At 41.3% G+C, this 19,171-nt stretch carries 19 protein-coding genes; 9 read left to right on the top strand and 10 right to left on the bottom strand.

The features are described 5' to 3' along the window. Window positions 1–111: 111 nt before the first annotated feature. Complete coding sequence (nfi, locus tag KME09_09385) at window positions 112–771, top strand: deoxyribonuclease V (GenBank protein MBW4534138.1); 660 nt, start codon at window positions 112–114, stop codon at window positions 769–771. Window positions 772–870: 99 nt separating this feature from the next. Here the strand turns inward: nfi and KME09_09380 are convergent, their stop codons facing one another. Beyond that, window positions 871–4,614, bottom strand: coding sequence for an FG-GAP repeat protein (locus KME09_09380; GenBank protein MBW4534137.1), 3,744 nt, complete (start codon window positions 4,612–4,614; stop codon window positions 871–873). Window positions 4,615–4,752: 138 nt separating this feature from the next. On the opposite strand from KME09_09380, the gene KME09_09375 reads away from it, so the two are divergent. The 5 genes from KME09_09375 to frr all read left to right on the top strand — a co-directional run bounded on the left by KME09_09375 (window position 4,753) and on the right by frr (window position 8,305). Further along, window positions 4,753–5,118, top strand: a complete 366-nt coding sequence (locus KME09_09375) for a DUF393 domain-containing protein (protein MBW4534136.1) — start codon at window positions 4,753–4,755, stop codon at window positions 5,116–5,118. 175 nt (window positions 5,119–5,293) lie between these two features. Next, entirely contained in the window at window positions 5,294–6,187 is an 894-nt protein-coding gene (gene speB, locus KME09_09370; GenBank protein MBW4534135.1) for an agmatinase, read from the top strand. Between the two features lie 185 nt (window positions 6,188–6,372). Next, the gene (locus KME09_09365) at window positions 6,373–6,900 is read left to right on the top strand and encodes a redoxin domain-containing protein (GenBank protein MBW4534134.1); all 528 of its coding nucleotides are present in this window, start codon (window positions 6,373–6,375) and stop codon (window positions 6,898–6,900) included. Window positions 6,901–7,047: 147 nt separating this feature from the next. Then, window positions 7,048–7,770, top strand: a complete 723-nt coding sequence (pyrH, locus tag KME09_09360) for a UMP kinase (GenBank protein ID MBW4534133.1) — start codon at window positions 7,048–7,050, stop codon at window positions 7,768–7,770. Then, window positions 7,757–8,305: a ribosome recycling factor gene (gene frr / locus KME09_09355; GenBank protein MBW4534132.1), complete on the top strand. Its 549-nt coding sequence runs from the start codon at window positions 7,757–7,759 to the stop codon at window positions 8,303–8,305. Before pyrH ends, frr begins: the two co-directional genes overlap by 14 nt. A gap of 91 nt (window positions 8,306–8,396) precedes the next feature. Here the strand turns inward: frr and KME09_09350 are convergent, their stop codons facing one another. The 3 genes from KME09_09350 to KME09_09340 form a co-directional block, all read right to left on the bottom strand. Then, complete coding sequence (locus KME09_09350; protein MBW4534131.1) at window positions 8,397–9,065, bottom strand: HEAT repeat domain-containing protein; 669 nt, start codon at window positions 9,063–9,065, stop codon at window positions 8,397–8,399. A gap of 144 nt (window positions 9,066–9,209) precedes the next feature. Beyond that, a complete protein-coding gene (locus KME09_09345) occupies window positions 9,210–9,680 on the bottom strand; it encodes a YchJ family protein (GenBank protein ID MBW4534130.1) in 471 nt (156 codons plus the stop codon). Window positions 9,681–9,831: 151 nt separating this feature from the next. Further along, window positions 9,832–11,262: a hypothetical protein gene (locus KME09_09340; GenBank protein ID MBW4534129.1), complete on the bottom strand. Its 1,431-nt coding sequence runs from the start codon at window positions 11,260–11,262 to the stop codon at window positions 9,832–9,834. Between the two features lie 481 nt (window positions 11,263–11,743). Here KME09_09340 and KME09_09335 point away from each other — a divergent pair, with 481 nt between their 5' ends. Then, window positions 11,744–12,175, top strand: a complete 432-nt coding sequence (locus KME09_09335; protein MBW4534128.1) for an NUDIX hydrolase — start codon at window positions 11,744–11,746, stop codon at window positions 12,173–12,175. A 103-nt stretch (window positions 12,176–12,278) separates the two neighbouring features. On the opposite strand, the gene KME09_09330 is transcribed toward KME09_09335, so the two are convergent. Next, window positions 12,279–12,392 (bottom strand): PetM family cytochrome b6-f complex subunit 7, encoded by a 114-nt coding sequence (locus KME09_09330; GenBank protein ID MBW4534127.1) that lies wholly within the window; start codon window positions 12,390–12,392, stop codon window positions 12,279–12,281. A 143-nt stretch (window positions 12,393–12,535) separates the two neighbouring features. Between KME09_09330 and pdxA the strand changes: the two genes are divergently transcribed. Then, window positions 12,536–13,582, top strand: coding sequence for a 4-hydroxythreonine-4-phosphate dehydrogenase PdxA (gene pdxA / locus KME09_09325; protein MBW4534126.1), 1,047 nt, complete (start codon window positions 12,536–12,538; stop codon window positions 13,580–13,582). Between the two features lie 60 nt (window positions 13,583–13,642). Here the strand turns inward: pdxA and KME09_09320 are convergent, their stop codons facing one another. The 3 genes from KME09_09320 to ffh all read right to left on the bottom strand — a co-directional run bounded on the left by KME09_09320 (window position 13,643) and on the right by ffh (window position 15,811). After that, window positions 13,643–14,047, bottom strand: a complete 405-nt coding sequence (locus KME09_09320) for a KH domain-containing protein (GenBank protein ID MBW4534125.1) — start codon at window positions 14,045–14,047, stop codon at window positions 13,643–13,645. Next, complete coding sequence (gene rpsP / locus KME09_09315; protein ID MBW4534124.1) at window positions 14,037–14,288, bottom strand: 30S ribosomal protein S16; 252 nt, start codon at window positions 14,286–14,288, stop codon at window positions 14,037–14,039. Before rpsP ends, KME09_09320 begins: the two co-directional genes overlap by 11 nt. An 80-nt stretch (window positions 14,289–14,368) precedes the next feature. After that, entirely contained in the window at window positions 14,369–15,811 is a 1,443-nt protein-coding gene (gene ffh, locus KME09_09310; protein ID MBW4534123.1) for a signal recognition particle protein, read from the bottom strand. A 322-nt stretch (window positions 15,812–16,133) separates the two neighbouring features. Between ffh and KME09_09305 the strand changes: the two genes are divergently transcribed. After that, the gene (locus KME09_09305) at window positions 16,134–16,934 is read left to right on the top strand and encodes a TlyA family RNA methyltransferase (GenBank protein MBW4534122.1); all 801 of its coding nucleotides are present in this window, start codon (window positions 16,134–16,136) and stop codon (window positions 16,932–16,934) included. 70 nt (window positions 16,935–17,004) lie between these two features. Here the strand turns inward: KME09_09305 and KME09_09300 are convergent, their stop codons facing one another. Beyond that, window positions 17,005–18,588: a serine/threonine protein kinase gene (locus KME09_09300; protein MBW4534121.1), complete on the bottom strand. Its 1,584-nt coding sequence runs from the start codon at window positions 18,586–18,588 to the stop codon at window positions 17,005–17,007. A gap of 75 nt (window positions 18,589–18,663) precedes the next feature. Continuing rightward, on the bottom strand, window positions 18,664–19,101 hold the full coding sequence (locus KME09_09295) for a hypothetical protein (GenBank protein MBW4534120.1): 438 nt from the start codon (window positions 19,099–19,101) through the stop codon (window positions 18,664–18,666). Window positions 19,102–19,171 lie beyond the last annotated feature (70 nt).

Raw genomic sequence — 19,171 nt, 5'->3', positions numbered from 1 at the left:
CTAAATTATAACTTTATCTAAATAGGCTAAATCTTAACTAGAGTTTTATTTTGTCCTGAATAATTATAAGATCACTTAAGAATGCACTAATTAATAACTAACTAAAGAAAATTGACCATAAATTTTAGTCATCCTTGGGTCAAGACTGTCGGCGAAGCAAAACTAATTCAAGCGCAATTGCGAGACAAAGTGATTGATGTTGACGAGTTAGGAGAAGTTAGATATGTGGCAGGAGTCGATATTGGGTTTAAAAATAATTACACTATTTCTCAAGCAGCGATCGCAATTTTAACCTACCCAGAATTAGAATTAGTCGAACAGGCGATCGCCTGTATCCCAACTGCTTTTCCCTATGTGCCAGGCTATCTTTCATTTCGCGAAATTCCCGCGATTTTGGCTGCCTTGCCTCAGATCAAAACTACTCCCGATTTAATTCTCTGTGATGGTCAAGGTTACGCTCATCCGCGTCGTCTCGGTTTAGCTTGTCATTTAGGTGTATTATTAGACATTCCCACAATTGGAGTAGCAAAGTCCTTACTTATTGGTCAACACGAAGCTGTTTCCTTAGAAAAAGGTAGCTGGCAACCGTTACTAGACAAGGGTGAAACTATTGGTGTGGTATTGCGATCGCGTACTAAAGTCAAGCCAATTTATGTCTCGATTGGACACAAAATTAGTTTACCAACGGCGATTAATTATGTCATGGGTTGTCTCACTAAATATCGCCTCCCAGAAACAACTAGATGGGCAGATAAACTTGCCTCTAATTAAAGTACGCTTGATGTGAATTAGCTTCGTTTAAATGAACTAGTTCGTAGCTTTTAGCTCTTAGCTAAAAATAAATCACTATGATTTTTAACATTAGGCGTATTAAATAAAGGTAAAAGCGCTGTTATTGATGGTCAAATCAGGTGAGACATCTTCAATGATGCCGATTCTTTCAGGAGTACTTCCAGCTTCAAGATATAAAATACTAGCCAGAGTATTACCATTAGCACCAGTAAAGAAAGAGAGGTTATATGAACGGCGATCGCCTTTTAGCTGAATTTGATCTTGTGCAGGATTGAAGTCCTTAATTACAGCGTAGTCGGTTGAACCATCTGTCCTGGAATTGCGATCGCTATAGTAGAGCCGATCTTTGTCCCCTAGGATGAAAAGATCTCTGTCTGCACCACCAACCAAAGTATCCTGTTCCCCAAGCTGGAGTTCAAAGTTATTAGGGTTAGTACCATTGAGAGTATCGTTACCTATTCCCCCTGTTAAGAAGTCATTGTCAGTACCGCCATTGAGGGTATCGTTACCGTCATCTCCTGAGAGTTGGTCTTGATTATTGCCTCCATCAAGCAAATCATTACCTGCTGCACCATAGAGATTATCGTTATTGTTGCCCCCGTTAACCGTATCGTTACCACTATCCCCAAAGAGAGAATCACCACCGCCATCACCAGCTAGAGAATCATTACCATCCCCGCCAGAGATGTTGTCGTCTCCGCTATTTCCTGAGATTTGATCGTTTAAAACACTGCCTTTAAGCTTGTCATTGTAAGGTGTTGCTCCACCGATTAAATTAAACGCTGGTTGGGGTGATTCATTTGGTAAATAGATGAAGGCAGAATTACTTAGAGTGAGGTTAGAAGAAACGTTCTTAAGAATACCCACTCGTTCGGCTGTTGCTCCTGGCTGTAGGTAATAGAGGTTAGCTAAGGTTTGACCATTGCCATCTGCAAAGAAAGACAAACTATATAAACTGCGATCGCCTTTTAACTGAATTTTGTCTTGAGCAGAATTAAAGTCTTCAATTAAAGCGTAGTCCGTTGAACCATCTGTCCTGGAATTGCGATCGTCATAGTAGATCTGATTTTTGTCACCGAGGATAAATAAATCTGTTCCCTCTCCACCAATGAGGGTTTCTTGTTCGCCAACTTGAACCTGGGAGTTATTGGGATCGGCACCAAAGAGAGTGTCATTCCCCGAACCTCCTTCTAATAAATCATTATCAGTGCCTCCCACTAGGCTATCATTACCCGCGTCTCCTAGAAGTCGGTCTTGTTGATTGCCACCATTGAGCAGATCTGTTCCTGCACCACCAGAGATTGTATCTCCGCCATCATTTCCCGCTAAGGTGTCGTTGCCATTGCTACCAGAGAGCCGATCGTTACCACCATCTCCCGCTAGGGTGTCGTTGCCATCTTCCCCAAAGATAGTATCATTACCGTTTTGTCCTGAAATCTGGTCGTTTTGAGCAGTTCCGTTAAGGCGATCGTTGTAGGGAGTTGCTTGACCGATGATAGTTGTCGGTGGCGGATTACTAGGCTGTTGACCGACAAAAACAAAGGCAGAATTACTTAAAGTGAGGTTAGAAGAAACGTTCTTAAGAATACCCACTCGTTCGGGAACTGCTTCTGGCTGTAAGTAAAAAAGGTTAGCTAAGGTTTTACCATTGCCATCTGCAAAGAAAGAGAGGCTATATAAAGAGCGATCGCCTTTTAACTGAATTTTGTCTTGAGCAAGATTAAAGTCTTCAATGAGAGCGTAGTCGGTTGAACCATCTGTCCTGGAATTGCGATCGTCATAGTAGATCTGATTTTTGTCACCGAGGATAAATAAATCTGTTCCCTCTCCACCAATGAGGGTTTCTTGTTCGCCAACTTGAACCTGAAAGTTATTGGGATCGGCACCAAAAATAGTGTCATTCCCCGAACCTCCTTCTAATAAATCATTATCAGTGCCTCCCACTAGGCTATCATTACCCGCATCTCCTAAAAGTCGGTCTTGTTGATTGCCACCATTGAGCAGATCTGTTCCTGCACCACCAGAGATTGTATCTCCGCCATCATTTCCCGCTAAGGTGTCGTTGCCATTGCTACCAGAGAGCCGATCGTTACCACCATCTCCCGCTAAGGTGTCGTTGCCATCTTCCCCAAAGATAGTATCATCACCGTTTTGTCCTGAAATCTGGTCGTTTTGAGCAGTTCCTTTAAGGCGATCGCTGTAGGGTGTGGGACTATTAGAAGGAACTGGCTGTGGTTGTGGTTGTGGCTTGCCAAAAATCACATAGGTCGTACCTTCTTTCGTGTATTCATTACCTAAATCGACACCAGGCGCACTAACTATTAAATCGTCAGCACCATCACCGTTAAGATCTCCACCACTACTAATCCCACTACCAAGCAGATCTTCACTGCTAACTCCCGCAATTTTGATGCCTGCACTGCTGCTAAGATTAGCCAAATCTACTTGCGACGTAAAACCATTGCGTTTACCAAACAGAACGTAGGCTGCACCACGACTATCTGACCCAGCGGTACTAGCACCAACCAGGAGATCGTCAATGTCATCACCATTAAAATCTCCTGCGCTTACGGCATTTCCTAAACCATCTCCCCCATTGATACCAGCAATACTAAAGCCGTTGTTGCCGTTGAGACTATTAAGGTCAAACTGAGTGCCAAACCCACCCTGACGGCCAAACAATACGTAAACCTGACCTGATTGGGTATATGACCCATCAACAGAAGCGTTAGCTGCACCTATAACTAAATCATCAATACCATCCCCATTAAGATCGCCTGCACTACTAATTGCCGTGCCTAAATTATCTTCTATGCCAATTCCTGTCAGAGTAAAGCGATCGCCAACGCTAAATCGAGAATTAAATCCGTTTTTACTGCCAAAAACAACGTAAATTTCTCCTCGTCGATCGCTATCGCCATCAGCAAAGGGACTATCGATCACATTTCCTGCATTAGACGCACCAATCACCAGATCATCAATCCCATCACCATTGATATCTCCTGCATTACTCAAAGCACTACCTAAGCTATCATTAGCATCCTTACCATCAACGATAAAACCGTTGCTACCATTGAGATTAAACAGATTAATTCGAGCATCAAAGCCGTTTTTCTTGCCAAATAAAACATAAACTTCTCCACGGCGATCGCTATAGGTAAAACCATTGCGATTGGTAATTGGTTGACCCCCTCCTGTAGCGCTAACTGCTAGATCGTCAATTCCATCACCATTAATGTCTCCTGCACTAGTAATAGCTGTCCCCAAAAGATCTGAAGCGTCAATTCCTTTAAGGGTAAAACCATTGCTGCCATTTAACGATTGCAGATTGAAATTAGCATCTTTGCCATTGCGAGTACCAAAAATCACATAAGCTTCACCATTATTTTCACTGTAGCTGTAGTTATAGCTACTAATATTGCGTCCTGCGTTAGGCGCACCTAAAACTAAGTCATCAATGCCATCACCATTAAGATCTCCCACCGAAACCGCACTACCCAACTGATTAGTAGCATCAATCCCAGAAACCTTAAATCCATTGCTACCATTGAGGCTATCAAGATTAACAGTAGAATTATTGCTGCTGCGAGTACCAAAAATCACATAGGCTTGACCACGGCGATCGCTCTGATAATAGCTATCATCATCAGTACTGGGTATTCCCCCATCAGGCGCAGTCACCACTAGATCATCAAGACCATCACCATTGAGATCCCCTGCACTATAAACTGCTTCTCCCAAGCGATCGCCCTCATTTTTGCCAGGAATAACTAAGCCATCATTACCATTTGTATTTTTCAGATCTGATAGAGAGATAGCCAAAACATTGTCTCCTAAACCAAGATAAAATAAGTTAAAAAATTACGATTCTTTCGTCTTTCGCATAACTGCCTCTGTTTTAGGCGATAAAATCCCATTTGTATAGCTGCTCAAGCTTAAAAAAGAAATATATCTCGCATCATGAAATATCAAGTCGTTTACGACAGCAAGTGTAATCTCTGCTCCAATTTTGCCCAGATTCTCCAGCAATTTGACCGCGAACAAACTTTCAGTTATATTCCCATGCAGGATCCCATAGCTTTAGCTGATTATGGGATTACGCCAACAGACTGTGAGGCAGGAATGATTTTAATCGAAACAAATAACCCTGCTAGAAGATGGCAGGGAAGCGCCGCAGCGGAAGAAATTGCCCGCCTATTACCTCTGGGATCAGCTTTTATTGCTGCCTATCGAGCTATTCCAGGCATGAAGTGGCTAGGCGATCGCAGTTATGAACAAATCCGCGATCATCGCTATGAATGGTTTGGGGAACGCCATTTGCAATGAGTCCTAAAGGATTCCCTAAAGGGCGACACGGAGTTAGTACCCTTGCGGTATACACCTTCGGATAAGCTCGCAAGCTCGCGTCACAATGAACAATTAACTACCTATTACCCATTACCCATTACCCATTACCCATTACCCACTACCCATTACCCACTACCCACTACCCACTCATTAAATGATTCCCCAACAATTTATTGGTTCAGAAGCACAGACTACCTACAATCAAGCAAAGGTAGTAATTTTGCCTATTCCTTATGAAAAAACAACTACTTACCGTAAAGGCTGTCAAAATGGCCCTGAAGCGATAATCACCGCCTCAGAACAGCTAGAAGCTTATGACCTTGAGCTAGAACAAGAAGTTTGTCAGCAGACAGGAATATTTACCACAGAAGCGATCGCCAATACTAAATTAAATCCCGATCTAGAGCCTGAGATGATGATGGCGATTGTTGGCAACAGAGTATCTGAGTTGATTACTGACGGAAAGTTTGTGATTGCCTTGGGGGGAGAACATAGTATTACCGCAGCCATAGTCACAGCCTATCAACAGCAGTTAAGCCAGCCTTTTACCGTAATTCAGATTGATGCTCATGGGGACATGCGCCATAGTTACGAGGGTTCAATCTATAATCACGCCTGCGTCATGCGTCGAGTGTTAGACATGGGACTACCGACTCTACCCGTAGGTATTCGCAGTATTTGCTTAGAAGAAGCAGAATTAATTAAACAACAGCAAATTCCTGTAGTTTGGGCTAAAGATATCTATCACAATTCTGACTGGATTGAGCAGGCGATCGCTTTAATCTCTACGGAAAAAGTATTTATCACCATCGATCTTGATGGCTTAGATCCAAGTTCCATGCCTGGAGTAGGAACTCCTGAACCTGGCGGTTTAAACTGGTATGAGCTAATTAAATTTATGCGTGCAGTATTCACCCGACATGAGGTGATCGGTTGTGACATGATGGAATTAGCACCCACATCTGACTCAGTAGCCTCAGAATTTACCGCAGCCAAGCTAGTCTATAAACTAATTGGTTATTCCCAAACTTTTAAGCCCAATAAATAGCTACTAGATCGATATTTATGTCAAGAGGTCGAATAATTGATTAGCTAGTATCCATGCTTTAAAGCCAGAGATGCCGAGCCAATTCACACTTAAATCAAATTTAAAACTGATAAAATTGGGTGTTTGTAAAGATAGAATACTGCCTCTTTTTTACCACTACCAACTTTATTATTAACCAAAACTTTATGAATACGATAGGTAATTACGCCCCCGACTTTGAGCTTCCAGGTATCGATCAAAAGGTATATCATCTGGGTAACTATCTCCGTGGATTTGAGGCGATCGCTGTAGTTTTTATGAGCGATATGACCGAAGTAAATCAGTATCTTGAGCGTCTTAAGCAACTTCAGACTGATTTTGGGGGACAAAAATTCACCGTTATTGGCATAGACCCTAATTACTCTGTTGAGCCTATTGCTGATAGCATTAAAGCGATGCAAAAGTATGCTCAAGCAAAACAACTCAATTTTCCCTATTTGAGAGATTCTAATCAAGACGTGGCAAAAGCTTTTAAGACTAAAGTTTTACCAACCGTTTATCTCTTAGATAGTGAGGCGGTGATTCGTTATCAAGGCAAAATTGATGACGGTGCAGAATCAGGACAAAATCATCATTATCTGCGCAATAGCGTTGTGGCGATGCTTGGAGGAGAAAGAATTGAGAGAAACTATGTCGAACCTGTGGGTACAGAGATTAATTGGCGACCCCAGTAAACCTGGTTGTGGCGATCGCTTGCTTTAAAATAACTTTTAAGCTACTTAGCTTGATAGCTTAGAGCTTTTTGCATTACTAAAGTACGGAAAGCTGCTATGTTATGGGGAGGTAAATAACAAGAAAGATTGAGGTTTACTTTTCTAGGAATGAGTTACCAGAGGGTTTTATTAAAATTAAGTGGCGAAGCCTTAATGGGCAACTTAGGCTATGGCATCGATCCGATGGTAGTCGCCGAGATCGCCCAAGAAGTAGCGGACGTAGTCAACAGTGGGGTGGAGCTAGCCATTGTGGTTGGTGGGGGAAATATCTTTCGCGGTATGAAAGCCTCCGCTGCGGGTATGGATCGGGCAACGGCTGACTATATCGGCATGATTGCTACCGTGATGAACGCCATGACTTTGCAAGACGCTTTGGAAAGAATTGGCATCGACAATCGTCTCCAAACTGCAATTGCCATGCAGGAGGTAGCAGAACCTTATATCCGTCGTCGTGCTATTCGTCACCTGGAAAGAGGTCGAGTAGTCATCTTTGGTGCAGGTTCGGGCAATCCTTTCTTCACTACTGATACAACTGCTGCCTTAAGAGCAGCGGAGATTGATGCAGAAATTATTTTTAAGGCGACTAAGGTAGACGGAATTTATGATGCCGATCCAGTAAAGAATCCTGATGCTCGCCGTTATCAAAGCTTAACTTATCATCATGTTTTGACTAATGAATTAAAAGTAATGGACAGTACGGCGATCGCTCTTTGTAAAGAAAATAATATTCCTATCTTAGTATTCGATCTTTCGGTAAATGGTAACATTATGCGTGCGAGCAAAGGTGAATCTGTCGGCACGATTGTAGGAGGAAATTGTGAAGTTATCTGAAGTAAAAGAACGTATGCAAAAGACTATCGAGGCAACTCAAAGGTCTTTCAACACGATTAGGACAGGAAGAGCTAGCACCTCTTTATTAGATCGGGTGATGGTGGACTATTATGGCTCAGAGACTCCTTTGAAATCTCTTGCCAACCTGAGTACTCCTGATGCCACAACAATTATGATTCAGCCTTATGACAAAAGTAGCATGGGGCAAATTGAGAAAGCAATCTCTATGTCTGATATTGGTTTAACCCCCAATAATGATGGGAGTTTGATTCGGCTCAATATTCCGCCTCTAACTAAACAGCGTCGTCAAGAGTTGGTTAAAACGGCGGGTAAGTTGGCAGAAGAAGGTAAGGTGGGAATTCGTAATATCCGTCGTGATGCGATCGACGCAGTGCGGACACAAGAGAAAAATAGCGATATATCAGAAGATGAATCGCGAGATTTACAAGATGAAATTCAAAGCGTCACCGATAGCTACAACAAGAAAATTGATGAGCTTTTGGCGATTAAAGAACAGGATATTATGACTGTTTAAATAAGGCAAAAAGTCTAATATAAGCCTGATTAATCGGTTGTTAAAAACCGATATTTTTTTGTCTATTAATCTTCTATTAATTTTAAAAAATCTATTTAATACTGTCTCCCAGGCGCTGCAAAGATATTTGAGCAGCTTCTTTCACTTGAGGGTGCAGATCTTTCGCCAAAAATTTCAAGGCTGAGATACTTTTTTCTGTCCCCAAATTTCCTAAAGCTTCGGCGATCCTCTGACGAATTAACCAGTCTTCTGAGGCGGCAAAATTCAAGATTTTATCTACTGATTCTACTGCTTTGATTTCTCCTAAAGCGGCGATCGCTGCTTGCTGTAGAATAACTTCCTCGCTATCAAGAGCTTCCATCAGCAACTCCTTAGCTCTAATATCTTGTAGGTTGCCCAAAGAAACCGCTGCACTAAATCTTACCAACCAGTTTGTATCTTCGTAAAATGCTCTAACTAGATGTTCAAAGGCACGAATATCATTGAGATACCCTAATGCTCCCGCTGCATCCGCTCGAATACCATAGTCTGGATCACTGGCTAATAAATCGATTAGTAGCGGGAAACACTCGGCTGTTGGCTTGATTCCCAAGGCAAAAACCGCCATTGAGCGCACTGGTAGTATCTCATCGTTTAAAACTTTTTTAATTAAGGGAACGGCATCTTCTGGTGCAACTTCCCTCAAAGATGTTAAAGCTAATAAACGATCCTTAGAATCGGCACTTTCCAACTGAGCAGCAATTTTCTTTAAATCTGGCATTTTATAGATAAGGTTAATGATTAGATCGATCGTACCCTTATCTTAGATTTTTTAGTTCAGACATATCATCGACTAAAGGATGAGCTGTATTTTAAAAGCTGTGTGATTAATTAAAACTACGTGTCTCCAGATCTCCAATCTTCCTCATTTTCCATGGCATTGCCTATATTTATAACCACTTTTACACCAGCAAGGGTCTTTCGGTTTAGGTATTGTTCTTGGTAAAATATCACCATCGACATAAAACCATCGTCCCTCAGTTTTAATAAACCGAGAACGTTCGTGGAGTTGTCCTGGTTCATTTCTTTGATAAACCGCCTCAAATTCGACAATTCCCGTAGTGTCGTTTTTCTTGCCTTTTTGAGCATCAATTATTTGCAATCCTAACCATTGAGTCTGACTAACGCTTTTTGTTAACTCCGCATAATCATTAGGCTGTCTATAATCTGGGTGTAACGTGGCAATTAAATAGTCAACGTAACCTCTGGCAAAAGCAGTATAGCGCGATCGCATTAATTTCTCTGCTGTCTCTGGCTGTTTCTTCCCTGATAAATACATCTGGCAACAGTATTGCTCTTGCTTTTTGCTGCCACAGGGACACAATTCTTGAGGCATTTTCTGTTAAAGAGCTTTATTCTCTACTTACTGATACTGTTGACGAACGTTACCAAAGCAAGGTCAAAGTTAATAAAATCATTAATGATCTAATCTTATATATCTTATCTCAAGCTTTAATATTCAGTTAATCAACAGTATCCGTTGCTAGTTAAACCTCAGAAACTGTAAAAGGTAGATTAAATTGTTCAGTCAATGGATTGACTGGGAAATCAAACGAATCATCGGCAAAGACTTCAACTTCTCCAGTGGAAACACCCATTACGTATTTATTTCCATCTGAATATTCATAGAGTGTTTCCTGACGATAATCGATAGTACCATCTGCGTTTTCATCATACTCATAAATGCTAGTGAGTTGATTACCACTTTGATCGTAAGTATTTGTGCTTGAAGAACGATAATTGAGAAGACCATCTCCATCGATATCAGTTTCCGAAACGCTAGTTAGCTGATTACCCATCTGATCGTAGGTATTTGTGGTTGAATAACGATAATCGATAGTACCATCTGCGTTGTGATCGGCTTCAGAAACGACAGTTAGTTGATTACCCCTTTGATCGTAGGTGTTGGTGTTTGAATAAAGAGAATCGACAGTGCCATCTGCGGTGTCATCATATTCATAAACGCTAGTGAGTTGATTACCCCTTTGATCGTAGGTGTTGGTGCTTGAAGAACGATAATCGACAGTGCCATCTGCGTTGTCATCATATTCATAAATGCTAGTGAGTTGATTATCCCCTCGATCGTAAGTGTTTGTATTGGAAGAACGATAATCGATATCGCCATCTCCATCATCATCAGTTTCCGAAACGCTAGTTAGTTGATTACCCCGTCGATCATAGGTGTTGGTGCTTGAAGAACGATAATTGATAGCGCCATCTCCATCGTCATCAGTTTCATAAATGCTAGTTAGTTGATTACCACGTTGATCGTAGGTATTTGTGGTTGAATAACGATAACCGATATCGCCATCTGCGTTGTCATCAGTTTCATAAACGCTAGTGAGTTGATTACCCCTTTGATCGTAGGTATTTGTGCTTGAATAACGATAATCGATAGTGCCATCTCCATCGTCATCAGTTTCCGAAACGCTAGTTAGCTGATTATCCCCTCGATCATAGGTGTTGATGTTGGAATAACGATAATCGATAGTGCCATCTCCATCGTTATCAGCTTCATAAATGCTAGTTAGTTGATTACCCTTTTGATCGTAGGTGTTGGTATTGGAAGAACGATAATCGATAGTGCCATCTGCGTTATCGTCAGATTCAGAAATACTAGTTAGTTGATTACCCCTTTGATCGTAGGTGTTGGTATTGGAAGAACGATAATCGATAGTGCCATCTGCGTTATCGTCAAATTCAGAAACGCTAGTTAGTTGATTACCACTTTGATCGTAGGTGTTGGTGTTGGAATAACGAGAATCGATAACGCCATCTGCGTTATTATCAGCTTCAGAAACGTTAGTGAGCAGATTACCCTTTTGATCGTAGGTGTTGGTGTTGGAATAACGAGAATCGATAATGCCATCTGCGTTATCATCAGAGTTGGTTGTAATGATTTGAGTGGAGGTTTTCATATTTTTTCTCCTTTACAGGCATTGCGCCGAGGTTAATGTAAAATTCTGCAAAATGGTCTAGAAAGTATTTCTGGAGAAAGACCGAGATACTTGTAAAATATGCAGCATAGAGTTTAAAGCCTGTAAAGAGATGGTTTCGGCGATTAAGATGAAAATTTTTCATTTTTCATTATTGCGATCGCCTTAGTATGAGAATATAAGCCTTTAAGACTTCAACCTCTACTTAAAATAGTCTGTTGGATTTATTGATTAAATTTATTAATAGATTTTCCAACTGAAAACATTGGCAGCAATTATCGATGCGTCTTGCTCTGAAATTTTGGTGATTTATTCAAGATTCGTATCCATAGCCTCACTCCTTTACCTAGCCATAACCTATACGATACCGACTACTTGTGAAGAAATTATGAGGGTAAAATATCTTTATGCTGCCTATTTATCCTTAAACAATCAGTTTCTCAACTATACCCCTAATTAAAGAGTGAATCATCGTAATCCCGCACCCACCGTAGATATCATTATCGAATTAATCGATCGCCCTGGACGACCTATTGTACTGATTGAAAGAAAAAATGAACCCTTTGGCTGGGCAATTCCTGGAGGATTTGTCGATTATGGTGAGTCAATTGAAACTTCAGCAATTCGTGAGGCGGAGGAAGAAGTAAGCCTGAAAGTAGAACTGATCGAGCAGTTTTATGTGTATTCCGATCCCAAACGCGATGCTCGTCAGCATACCTTGGCGATCGCTTTTATTGCTACGGCAAAAGGTATACCTGTGGCTGCGGATGACGCTAAAAGCTTAGGGGTATTCCATCAATGGGAATTGCCGCCAAATCTCTGTTTCGACCACGATCGGATCATGAGTGATTACTGGAATTATCGTAACTATGGTTTAAGACCAAGAATCCAATAGTTAGGAAAATTAATTATCTTAGTAAGGGCGAACAACCATTCGCCCTTACCATCATAAAGTTGCTTTTTAACTATTTTAAATAAGCAATTAGAGTCTTTAGAGTCTATTCTGGTTCTCCACCTTGAATTTTGAGCATCAGAAAACCTAAGCTCAGACCACCCAAAATTAGAACGATGCAAAGGATTGCACCATTAAACAACATACTTTCTGCACTCATGTCTATTTCTCCTGTTTTTTATGAGATATTTTATCTTGTTTAAGAAAATGATTTAAGTTTAAATTCTTAATTCTCAACCATAATCAATAATAGGTATTTTAAATCATCAGGTTAGATCATCCCTAATCAATTATCTTAATTCCATGTCTATAACTCCTAGCTTGGCTATTACCCAAGGTGATCCTGCGGGAATTGGGTCAGAAATTATTCTCAAAGCCCTAGCAGATAATGCTCTTGCTGAAAAATATCAGATTGTGGTTGTCGGAAATCGTCAACTATTGCAATTTACCTATGAGCATTTGTTGCAGCAGACTGAGTTAACCAAGCAAGACTTAGCCGATCCGCAAACTCTATCTGTATTGGATATTCCGCTTCAGGACACTATTACTTTCGGACAGGGAGACGCTATTACGGGGGAATTTAGCTTTGCCTGTTTGGAAAAAGCGATCGCTTTAACTCTTGAGGGTAAGTTTCAGGGTATTGTCACCGCACCTATTGCTAAATCTCTCTGGAAAGCAGCAGGACACGAATATCCTGGTCAAACTGAAGTTCTAGCTCAAAGTGCAAGAAGCGATAAGTTTGGCATGATGTTTATCGGACAGTCCCCTCACACAGGTTGGATGCTACGGAGTTTACTCGTCACAACTCATATTCCTTTAGCGGATGTGCCTCAAGCCTTAACTCCAGAATTAATGGACTTGAAGCTAGATCTATTAATTAACTGTCTGCAACAAGATTTTGGGCTGGAAAAACCTGAAATTGCGATCGCTGGTTTAAATCCCCATAGCGGGGAAGCAGGACAACTTGGTACAGAAGAACAAGATTGGCTTTTAAGCTGGCTCAAACAAGCCCAGAGTAAATATCCTCAAATAAAGCTAATTGGCTTGATTCCCCCCGATACTATGTGGGTCAAGCCTGGACAAGCTTGGTATGGCAACTATCAGGTTAAACCGCATACTGCTGATGCCTATCTAGCTCTTTATCATGACCAGGGATTGATTCCTGTTAAGCTAATGGCGTTCGATCAGGCAATCAATACTACAGTAGGGTTACCCTTCATTCGTACTTCTCCTGACCATGGTACTGCTTTCGATATTGCGGGTAAGGGAATTGCTAACGCCAGCAGCATGAAAGCAGCAATTGAATTAGCAATCCAAATCATTAAACAACGACTTCTTCAATCGATCTAGCAATTAGTAATAACATAAAGTTATAACGTCAGTAATCAGTAATCAGTAATCAGTAATTAATCACTTCTTCGTAATCTTGGGTGCAGGTTTGCTGGGACTTTGACGCCTGCTGTTATTACTGCCACTTGATGACGATCTTTCGCGACGACCAGAATTATTATCTGATTCGGGTGGTTCATCGCTATAGATATCTAGAAAAACAGATTCTCCGTGAGCTGCGGCTGCCGTTTGAATAGTGGTTCTAATGGCTTGAATATTGCGACCACCACGTCCGAATACTTTACCGCGATCGCTTTGATCAAAAGCAACTCTGAGCCAAATCTTTTTACTCTGGGGATTAACTTCGGAGTTGATACTTAAACTTTGGGGATCTTCTAAAAAAGGTTCGATCAGAAAGCGAGCTAGTTGCTCATAATCGGGACTAGCCGCGCTCTGATCGCCAGACAATGGGGTCTTATTTGGCATTTACTTGTTCAAAAACTTGAGCTTTGTTCAGAATGCTTCTTACAGTTTCACTAGGTTGCGCTCCCTGCTGAAGTCTTTTAACGATCGCTGGAACATCTAATCTAGTTTCATCTGTTCTGGGGTTATAAAAACCGAGTTCTTCAATGGGACGACCATCTCTACGAGTCTTACTCTCAATAGCTACGATGCGGTAGCTGACTTCTTTTTTTTTGCCGAAGCGCTTTAAACGTAATTTAATCATTGGCTAGGTAAATTTATCCTTTACGATTGTAGTCGATCTTTGTGTTTTTTCCTGGGAATTAACCAAGGCAATCTCTCATCTTACAACGATCCAAAGCCTTTTTTCTTCTTCTTGGGCTTTTTTCTTCTACCTTGCTCGGGATAACCGCCCATACCAGGCATCCCCATCCCAGGCATTCCGCCACCCATACCAGGCATTCCCATACCAGGCATCCCCATCCCAGGCATACCACGCCCCATATTTTGCATCATCGAACGCATCTTCGTAAAGTCTTGTACTAACTTAGAAACATCTTTTTCGTTAAATCCAGAACCTTTGGCTACCCGACGACGGCGACTAGGAGACTGTGCCAATAAGTCAGGATCGGCTTTTTCGGCTTTGGTCATGGAGCTAATCATAGACTCAGTGCGTTTAAGCTGAGTTTCGCCCTTAGCTAAGTCTGCACCGCTAATTTTGCCCATGCCAGGGATGAGTTTGAGAACGCCCCCCAAAGAACCCATATTCTTGAGTAGGCGCATTTGTTTAATGAAATCATTAAAATCAAACTTCGCCTCCATAATCTTCGACTGCATCTTCTCGACATCAGCCAGATCGATTTCTTCCTGGGCTTTTTCCACGAGAGTCAGAATATCTCCCATGTTGAGGATACGGGATGCCAAGCGATCGGGATAAAATGGCTCTAGCGCCTCAACTTTTTCGCCGACACCGACAAATTTAATTGGCTGTCCCGATACTTGTCTGACGGATAGCGCAGCACCACCACGACTATCACCGTCTAACTTAGTTAAAATAGCTCCCGTAATACCAATTTGATCGTGAAAGGTATAGGTCAGGTTTGCAGCTTCCTGCCCCGTCATCGCATCAACAACTAAGAGGGTATCGTCAGGTTTAATCGTGTCTTTGATGCGAGCTAGTTCCCCCATCATGTCGCTGTCGATCTGGAGTCGTCCCGCAGTATCAACAATAACTGTGTCAACCCCTAGCTCTTTCCCTTTTTCTATACCCTGTCTGGCGATTTCCACAGGGTCGGCATCCGTACCCATTTCAAATACAGGAACATCAATCTGCTTGCCCAAAGTGAGCAATTGATCGATCGCCGCAGGACGATATACGTCTGTTCCGACCATCAAGCAGGAGCGCTCTTGTTTACGCAGATAAAGGGCTAACTTGGCAGTAGCGGTAGTTTTACCCGTTCCCTGCAAACCCGCCATCAAAATTACTGTAGGGGGTTTGTCTGCCTGGGCGAGAGGAACATTGCTGTCTCCCATGACTTTAACCAGTTCATCGTAGACAATCTTGATAAACTGCTGTCCTGGGTTGACCCCAGAAATCACGCCTTCCCCTAGAGCTTTCTTTTCAACATCGGCAACAAAAGCTTTGACGACCTGAAGGTTGACATCGGCTGATAACAGAGCGCGACGTACCTCATTTAAAGTGTCTTGAATATTACTTTTAGATATCTTGTCCTGACCACGGATCTTTTTCCAAGCATCATCGAGGCGATCTGCTAAAGCATCAAACATAAAATATTAACCTTTAATTATTCCCTTCTCTAATTAATTTTATAATTTTGCGGTGTCGAGTGAGTTTTTTGTCATTTAACCGCTCATTTTGACGGCTACTAATAGTGCAAATAAAGCGATCTCAGTCATCTTGCTGACTTTTAAGGATTGACATTGCGTAAAATGACTGATGCTCAAAACAGTTGGGTTGTTTATTCTATATAAAAGATACTTCTCGAACAGATCCAGAGCCTGCATGGTGAGAATATATTGCTAGCTCTGGTTTTTTTTTAGCTATGCAAACTGATATGATCGTGATGCCCGCATCTTCAAGTTATATATCTTGGCTAAACAGCGATTAGATAAATTATTAGTCAGCCTAGAACTCTGTGAATCTAGGGCGTTAGCACAGAGTTTGATTAGAGCAGGTAAAGTCAAGGTAAATCAAGAAATCATCGATAAACCTGGGACAGAAATTAAAACCACGGCGGAAATTGAGGTCAAAGAACAACCTCCTTATGTTTCTCGTGGGGGTAAGAAACTAGCTAAGGCTTTAGAAACATTTAATATTCAGGTATGCGATCGCATTTGCTTAGACGGTGGCATATCTACAGGAGGATTTACGGATTGTTTATTACAATCAGGAGCAAAGTTAGTCTATGGCGTAGATGTGGGCTATGGACAGGTAGCTTGGAATATTCGTACTAGCGATCGCGTTATTTTAAAAGAGCGAACTAATATCCGTTATTTACCCGCAAACGAACTATACGGCGATGCAACTATGGCAGACTTGGGAGTAATGGATTTATCTTTTATTTCTCTAACTAAGGTGCTTGAACCCTTCTGGAATTTATTAGCTGCACCAAAAGAAGTCGTATTGCTTGTTAAACCACAGTTTGAAGTAGGACGAGAGCGAGTTGGTAAAAAAGGCGTAGTTCGCGATCAAAGCGATCGCGCTGAGGCAATTATGCAGGTATGGCAAGCAGCCCAAACATTAGGCTGGCAATATCGAGGTCTAACCGTTTCACCCATCACAGGCCCCGCAGGCAACGTCGAGTACTTACTTTGGCTATCTACGACAGAATCTGAACAACAACCTCTGAATCTAACAAAAACCAAAGAAATAATTACTGAAACAACTTAATTTTAATTAAGAATTATCTTTCCATTTCCTACTTCCTATTTCCTATTTCCTACTTCCTACTCCCTACTCCCTACTTCCCTGCATTCACATCAGTTAATTTAGAAGCTTTGACTTTAGTTATAATTTGGTCTTTTAATTTTTCTAGCTCCTGTTGCAGAACTTTTTTCGCTTTTTTGGCATCACCAAAACTTTTAGTCAGTTGACTTAAATTTGCCCATTCCTGAAGCATTTTACAGTTATGAGTATTGATTATGGAGTTAGTGATATGTTGGCATTGTCGAGGTTCGTCTAAACCATAAAATAAAATCCGATATTTACCTCTATGTGCTAAAGCGCGAGCAATTTCTTGTCCTTTTTGGGATTTAAGATCTAAATAACAGGGAAGCCATTTAGCGCCATGTTCAGCGTTGTAGAGGACTGTAACCCAAAGTAATATAGGATGAGGATTTGCCAAATATAAAAATTGATTGTAGCGAGTGCCAGAAATTCTTTGGTAAATATCTTCTTGCTCCAGCATGACGCAGAGTACAGGGACTTCTCCTAATGGAGTATCGATGAGCTGAGAAAAAACAATTTTGCTTAAAGGTTTATCCTGAGGCCAAGGAGTCTGTAAACAAATTTCCGTTACTGAAGTTTCGGTATTGATAGTGCGATTATTAATCGCATTAAGAGTAGCATTACGAGAGAATGTAGTACTCAAAGTAGCATCTAAGGTATTATTTTTGGCAAAATGTTCGGCTGGGTTGATGTTTAATCCTGGGTTAGTTAGGCCAAATCTAGACTGCTGCTCGATTCTTTCTAGAGTTTCCATAATCTCACGAGCGCTTTGAGGTCGCCGATCTCTTTCTTTTTCTAAACAGCGAAAGACTAAATCCTGTAATTCGCGAGGTAAATTGAGGCGATCGCTAAAAGGTTCTGGCTTAAAATTATGATGAGCTTGATACCAACCACCAAAGGATGAGTTTTGAGGTAACAAAGGCATATCCATGGTGAGCATTTCGTACATCATCACACCCAAGCTATAGATGTCAGAACGGCTGTCTAGCTCTTTGCCTTCCATTTGTTCGGGGGAACAATAGGCTAGAGTTCCCATAAAAGATTGAGTTTGGTTAGCACTTGCTTGGATCAGTTTCGCAATACCAAAATCGAGAATTTTGGCTACTTCCCCCAAGCTAGGATCTTGTATTACAATTATATTACTAGGCTTGATATCGCGGTGAATAATTCGACACAGTTCGCCATTAAAAAAAATTCCTTGGTGAGCAGATTCTAATCCTAGACAAACATGACGAGCTAAGGGGAGAAATCTTTTTAGCTGCATAGGTTGATAGGAAATCAGATCGTTGATGCTTTCTCCCGCCAAAAACTCCATGACATAGAAAGGAGCGTTATGCTCATCCACACCATAGTCTTTAACCCGAACGACATGAATACTTTTTTCCCCTAAAAGAGCCGAAATTGTTGCCTCTCGCTCAAAGCGATCGCGCATACTCTCACTCATTAGAGCTTGAGATAAGAACTTAACAGCTACGATCACCCCACCTAATACTGTATCTTTGGCGCTGTAAACTCGACCCATTGCACCTTCTCCGACAAGCTCGGATAGTTCGTAGCGGTTGGCAAGTAAACGACCTTGATTAGTATCTTTATTCATCTTCTATTGGGGAAGTTAAGTTTCTTAAATCAATTTTGGCTATTGTTATCGGTTATAGTGAGCTTCTAAATTGGGCTAACGTCTTAAGGTTGCTTCAATCGTCTGCTTAATACTGTGACCATCTAAAATATTGCTAGTTAGATAGTAAGTATTTTGATCTAGACAGACATATGTATCCAATCCTTTGTGTTTGCTACCAGTGCCGATAAACCAGTAATACTGAATGATCGATTGCTGTACCAATCTACCTTCTCCCTCAATATTCCCCAAAAGACTGTGTTGAGCAACATAGGTATAGTATTTTGTCTCGTAATTCAGGTTGCCTCGGCATTGATAAACAATCTCCGTCGCTGTTTCATCATCACAAGTTAGGCTCGTAGTTAGCTTGAACCAGTTGGCTCTTTTCCAAGCGATCTTAATTCCTCCCTCAAGCGGAATTGGGGGGAAGTTTGGTTTTAACCAATGACCAGTTACATGCCAATAACCAGCTTCAATGAGGAAACTATGAGCCATAAAACTTTATTCTCTCAATTTCGATGTGATAACAGCCATACGTAAAAACGTTAGGACATTTTTGAAATAC

The organism is Pleurocapsa minor HA4230-MV1, assembly GCA_019359095.1.
Classification (GTDB): Bacteria; Cyanobacteriota; Cyanobacteriia; order Cyanobacteriales; family Xenococcaceae; genus Waterburya; species Waterburya minor.
Note: the sequence above shows the minus strand (reverse complement) of the source record. Positions and strands in the feature narration are given on the sequence as shown.